This is a genomic window from Oligella sp. HMSC09E12 (assembly GCF_001808505.1).
Classification (GTDB): Bacteria; Pseudomonadota; Gammaproteobacteria; order Burkholderiales; family Burkholderiaceae_B; genus Oligella; species Oligella urethralis.
Genome location: NZ_KV793551.1, coordinates 1 through 4,858, shown reverse-complemented (window position 1 = coordinate 4,858; position 4,858 = coordinate 1). Strand labels below are relative to the sequence as shown.

Genomic DNA, 4,858 nt, shown 5'->3' with positions numbered 1-4,858 from the left:
GCAGTTTGGGGTCGGGTTTATCCCGGCTCCTTTTTTGTTTGGGCTGAATTTTTAAATATTAAGGATTGATTTTTATAGGTTTAGAGATGAGTCCTTAAATATATACTTTTGGAATAGCTCCTAAGTTGCTCGGCATTTAAATACTAGTTTTGATCGTAAGGACATACACTTAATGTTAGTGTGACATGGCTGTCTTTAGACTGTGTTTCTATGGGTAGAGCAGCAATAGCACTTCGAGGTGCTCCGGCATGCAGCGATTTATTTGTATATGAGTTTATTAGTATTTTAAAGTGACTGAACGCAAAAAATTTTCATCAATAGTTATTGCTAAGTAGCGGGGAACTATCACATCCGCAATTCGTGATTTTTTAACTTTAGCAATATCTGTTGGTGTCATTGCTTTGCAATGTCTTTAGCGTGTTTTTAAGATTTAAGCGGGCATGATCAGTTGTCCGTTTTTCACAAGCTATTGGGATAATTTATCTGATGACGTAATAAAAGGTATCAGTTTAAAGGAATCAGTTCGAATTAATGATGTTGTATTTATGTCAGTTCGGTTTCATTGGGTAACCATGAGTTAGTCTCTAAGTTATTGATTTATGTTAGTTTATCGCTATAATTTGATTTGTGCCTAAAGTATAGGGTAGGGGATTTTCCTTTGCACAATGGCAAAGTTCAGAATTTTTATTGATTAAAGTTTATTAATAAATAAGCCGTTATTTGATTGTACGCTGATTGAGAATGATCGGCGTGCGATTGATTTGCGTAGGTATCACATTCATCAATGTGACCTAAGCATAAGTAGATTTAAGAAATTGTGTAATTCTTAAACTAAATTTGGGCGATATATGCTCATATATTTAGAAAAGCAATGCAACATTATATGTTGCAGTCGTTACGACTATGTCGGTTTAATTAGGGATGTGTTATGAGTAAAAATCAAACAAAAGCGCTTAGAGCGACTAATAGACCCTTTGAGGCGCGTAAGTTGGTCCTGATATTGGCAAGCGTCATGGGGGGCTAGTATCCATCCCGGCGATGGCGGAGTGTCCGCCGAATCGCAACTCGGGAAATCCTACTACTGGCTGGAATGGGACGATTTCCGGGGGAGATCTTTGCCTTGACTCTTACTTTAATGAAGACAATAAAGTCACGATTACAAACAGCGGTTTTGCTGAGCTCTTTTATTTTTGGGGGAATAACAATGAGGTTACTGTAGTTAATGATGGCATTGCTAAAGGTTTTAACTTTGAGTCAAGCAACAACAGAGTCATCATTGAACAAAGTGGTGTGTATGATGGGGCTGAGGAATTTGGTTTTAATGGTAAGGGCAATCAAGTTACTGTAAAAGATGGTGGCTTTGCAAAAAACTTTTATTTTAAAGGTGAATTATCTGATGATGATGCATACATCGGTGAGCATAAAGTTACTGTAGAAGAAGGAGGGCGTATTGAACTCTTTCAGTTTGCCTCTGACAAGAATGAGTTGACTGTCGAAGGCGGCGAGGTATACGGTATTAGAATTTACGATCATGTAATTTACTATGATGCAATTTACGATAGTGCAACTGATAATGCGATTACAGTTAATGGTGGTAAAGTTAGTTATGTTGAGATCGGAGCTAACGACAACACCCTGACCGTTAATGATGGTGAAGTAAATGGTGTCTTCATCGGCCCTTTGACAGAAAATAATAAAATTGACCTTAATGGTGGCAAGTTAACCAAGGCCGCTCTTAGTGGAGAGATTAATTTTGCCGGTACAGAGGTTGAACGAGCGGTGGTTTATAAGAATGGAAACACCCAGGTAAAAATCACCGATGGTGATATTAAGGATCTTCTGGTGCTTAACTCAGCAAACTCTCCTAGCTCCGTTGCTAATGGACCCAAAAATTTTATCGTACCCATGACCGGTGGAAGCCTGACGGATACTTTTTTCACCGGAGGTTCAGATACGTTGCATGCGACAGGCGGTGCGCTTAAGGGTAATTTATACATGGGTCATGAGTCCGATACCGTCACTCTCGGTGGTGATGTGGATTTAAGTCAACTGGCGGTATTGGACGGAGAAGGTCGAGTTGAAGTTGAACCCGGTTGCGATTGTATTGATGATGGTGGCAGTGGTAGTGGCAGTGGTAGTGGCAGTGGCAGTGGTAGTGGGTATGATGATAATGATCACGAGAGTCCTTCGCCTGATGCGAATGAAAAAGATGACGATCCGAACTTAGTCAAAGAAATCACCTTGGTCGACGAAGGCGAATACGTTGACTATCCGACCGGTAGTTTCAAATATTTCCAAGAGCCCATCACCGATTCTTTAGAAGGAGGCTACCATAAACAAGACGTTCTCAACTTAAACGCCACCTTAACCGGTTCTTCCGTGACCGAAGGGGAAGCGGGTAACACACGCATTTCTCACTGGGACAAGATTAATATCGGCGATGGCACAGCCAATGGCCGTTTAAATCTGACCGGTGATTTACATAGCGGTTGGGATGATGAGCGTTTAGGCCGGCTTACTATCGCAAAGACCGGTACCCTAGCCCTTGCACCGAATACGCAAAAAGCCAATGTCCGTTATCACGTTAAGAACGAGGGCACCATTGACTTGCGTGACGGTAGCAAAGACCCTAATGGCGTATTAACCATTGAGGGTGACTACTGGGGTCACCCGGATACCAGTCAGCTTTTAGTTAAAACGAATTGGAATAACCCCGATGCTCAGGAAAATGACTTATTAGTCATTCAAGGCAATGCTTCGGGTGGAACCCGAGTGAGTGTGCCCGGTGGCATTATCGGTGATGTGACCATTGAAGAAGGTGAAAAGAACGGTCGTTGGCAGTCACCGGTGGTGACGGTTAACGGGATTGATTTTGGTGGTCATGAGGACATCAAAGGCAATAAGAGCCTCACCTTTACCGGTACCGCGGAAACGAAGAACGCCGGTCAAGCGCAGTTAGTTAAAAATGGCAATAGCTACTATTGGGTGCTGCAAGCCGGCACAACGCCGGAGCCGGAAGATCCAACGCCACCGGAGCCTGAAGACCCAACTCCACCGGTAACCCCACCGACGCCGGAAGAGCCTACGCCACCGACCCCTATCCTCACCCCGGGTACCTCCGGCTACGTGCAAGTGCCGAAGATTAACCGTGAGTTAGGTTTTGCACAGATGAGCCGCTTACATCAACGCGTGGGTGAGCAGCAAACGTGGTTATGGGATGAGTGCGGAAAGATTCCGTGTGAGTACTACGAGCGCGTACGAGCCGATAATCAACCGTACCCAATCTGGGGTCGTATTGAACTCGGTAAGTTAAAAGAACAAGGTAAACATCGCTTCGGTTACGATGCCGATACCAAGATGATTCAGTTTGGTACGGACTTAGAGGTGTATACCGATAATGAGAAAAACCACCGTCACACAGGCGTGATGTTAACGTACAGCCGTGCCGACAGTGACTTTTACGATAAATACCGAGCAGAAAACGGTCGTGTGGTTGAGGATAAAAAGACCGGTAGTGCCGATACCGACATGGTGTCCATTGGTGCTTACCGTACGTGGTACAAAGCTAACGGCACTTACCTTGACTTAGTGAGTAACGTTTCTTATATCCACAATAAGTATAAGAGTATCGGTGGTGAGCGCCTCAGTCAGAATGGCTTTGGCTTGGGTGCTTCCGTTGAGGTTGGTCGCCCATGGCAGATCGGTAACAGCCAATGGTTGATTGAGCCACAGGCTCAGTTAGCCTATCAGTACGTGAACCTAAACAGCATGGATGACGGCGTACGTAAGATTAAGGGTCAAAGTGACGGCACCTTACGTGGTCGCATCGGTGCACGCTTAGCGTGGAATAGCGGTAATGAGAACTTACGCACCAATACCGTTTATGTGGCGGCTAACGTCTTACATGACTTTACGGGTAACGATGCGAAGGCGGACTTAGGTCGTGACCGCATTAAAGAGCGCTTTGCGAAGACATGGGGTGAGGTGAGCGTGGGAGCGCAGTTACCGATCGGTAAATCCACCTACATTTACGGTGACGTGAGTTACGAGCGTAACTTAGGTGGTTATAAGAACAAGGTGTACCGTAGCACGAGTGCTTCTCGTGAGGGCTACAGTGGTCGCATTGGTTTTAGCTACCGTTGGTAAATGAATTAACGCAAAGCGTATCAGAAGCGATGCGGTCAACCCCGACTGACTGTGTCGCTTCACAGTCAAAATAACTTAAGTATTGAATAAGAAGGACAGGATGATGAAGATTGTTAAGAGCTTACGTGGTGCCTCGGTGATGGGTTTAGCGCTTGCGCTGAGTGCGTGTGTGAATTTAAAGGACGTGGACTATCAGTGGTGCGAGGATGCACCGGTGGTGCAGGAGCAGATCTCCTTAAAAGCCGATGCGCTCTTTTACTTTGACCAAGGGCATGAGGACGGATTATTACCGGCCGGTCGCCAAGAGTTGAATGAGCTCGCGGAAAAGCTTCGTACCGGTTATGCGCGTATTGACGGCATTGCCTTAGTGGGTCATACCGACCGTTTAGGTTCCGTGCCGTATAACCAACGCTTATCGGAGCAAAGAGCACAGACCGTGAAGCAATATTTACAGAGCCAAGGCGTGACTGCACCGATTAGTGCGGAAGGTCGTGGTAAATCACAGCCGGTCACCCAAGGTTGTGAGGGTAATGTCGCCACCCGTGCGTTAATCGATTGCTTACAGCCGGATCGCCGTGTGGATGTGACGATTATCGGTATTAAACAGCCGAAATAGGCGACGTTTTCGATTCATATCGATAGCGATTAAACCGGAGTTCTGTGAGTGGGTAGAGCTCCGGTTTTTCTGTTTGCCCAGCGAGGTTGGCAAACC

2 protein-coding genes are annotated in these 4,858 nt (G+C 45.5%); both read left to right on the top strand.

The window, feature by feature from the left end; all coding sequences use genetic code 11:
* Positions 1-1,038: 1,038 nt before the first annotated feature.
* Positions 1,039-4,146, top strand: a complete 3,108-nt coding sequence (locus HMPREF3179_RS03120; RefSeq protein WP_070469699.1) for an autotransporter outer membrane beta-barrel domain-containing protein — start codon at positions 1,039-1,041, stop codon at positions 4,144-4,146.
* Between the two features lie 100 nt (positions 4,147-4,246).
* Positions 4,247-4,762 (top strand): OmpA family protein, encoded by a 516-nt coding sequence (locus HMPREF3179_RS03115; RefSeq protein WP_048767049.1) that lies wholly within the window; start codon positions 4,247-4,249, stop codon positions 4,760-4,762.
* The last annotated feature ends 96 nt before the right edge of the window (positions 4,763-4,858 follow it).

Coding starts and splice junctions, on each gene's coding strand:
- HMPREF3179_RS03115 (WP_048767049.1), top strand. CDS start 4,247: ATGATGAAGATTGTTAAGAGCTTACGTGGTGCCTCGGTGATGGGTTTA.
- HMPREF3179_RS03120 (WP_070469699.1), top strand. CDS start 1,039: ATGGCGGAGTGTCCGCCGAATCGCAACTCGGGAAATCCTACTACTGGC.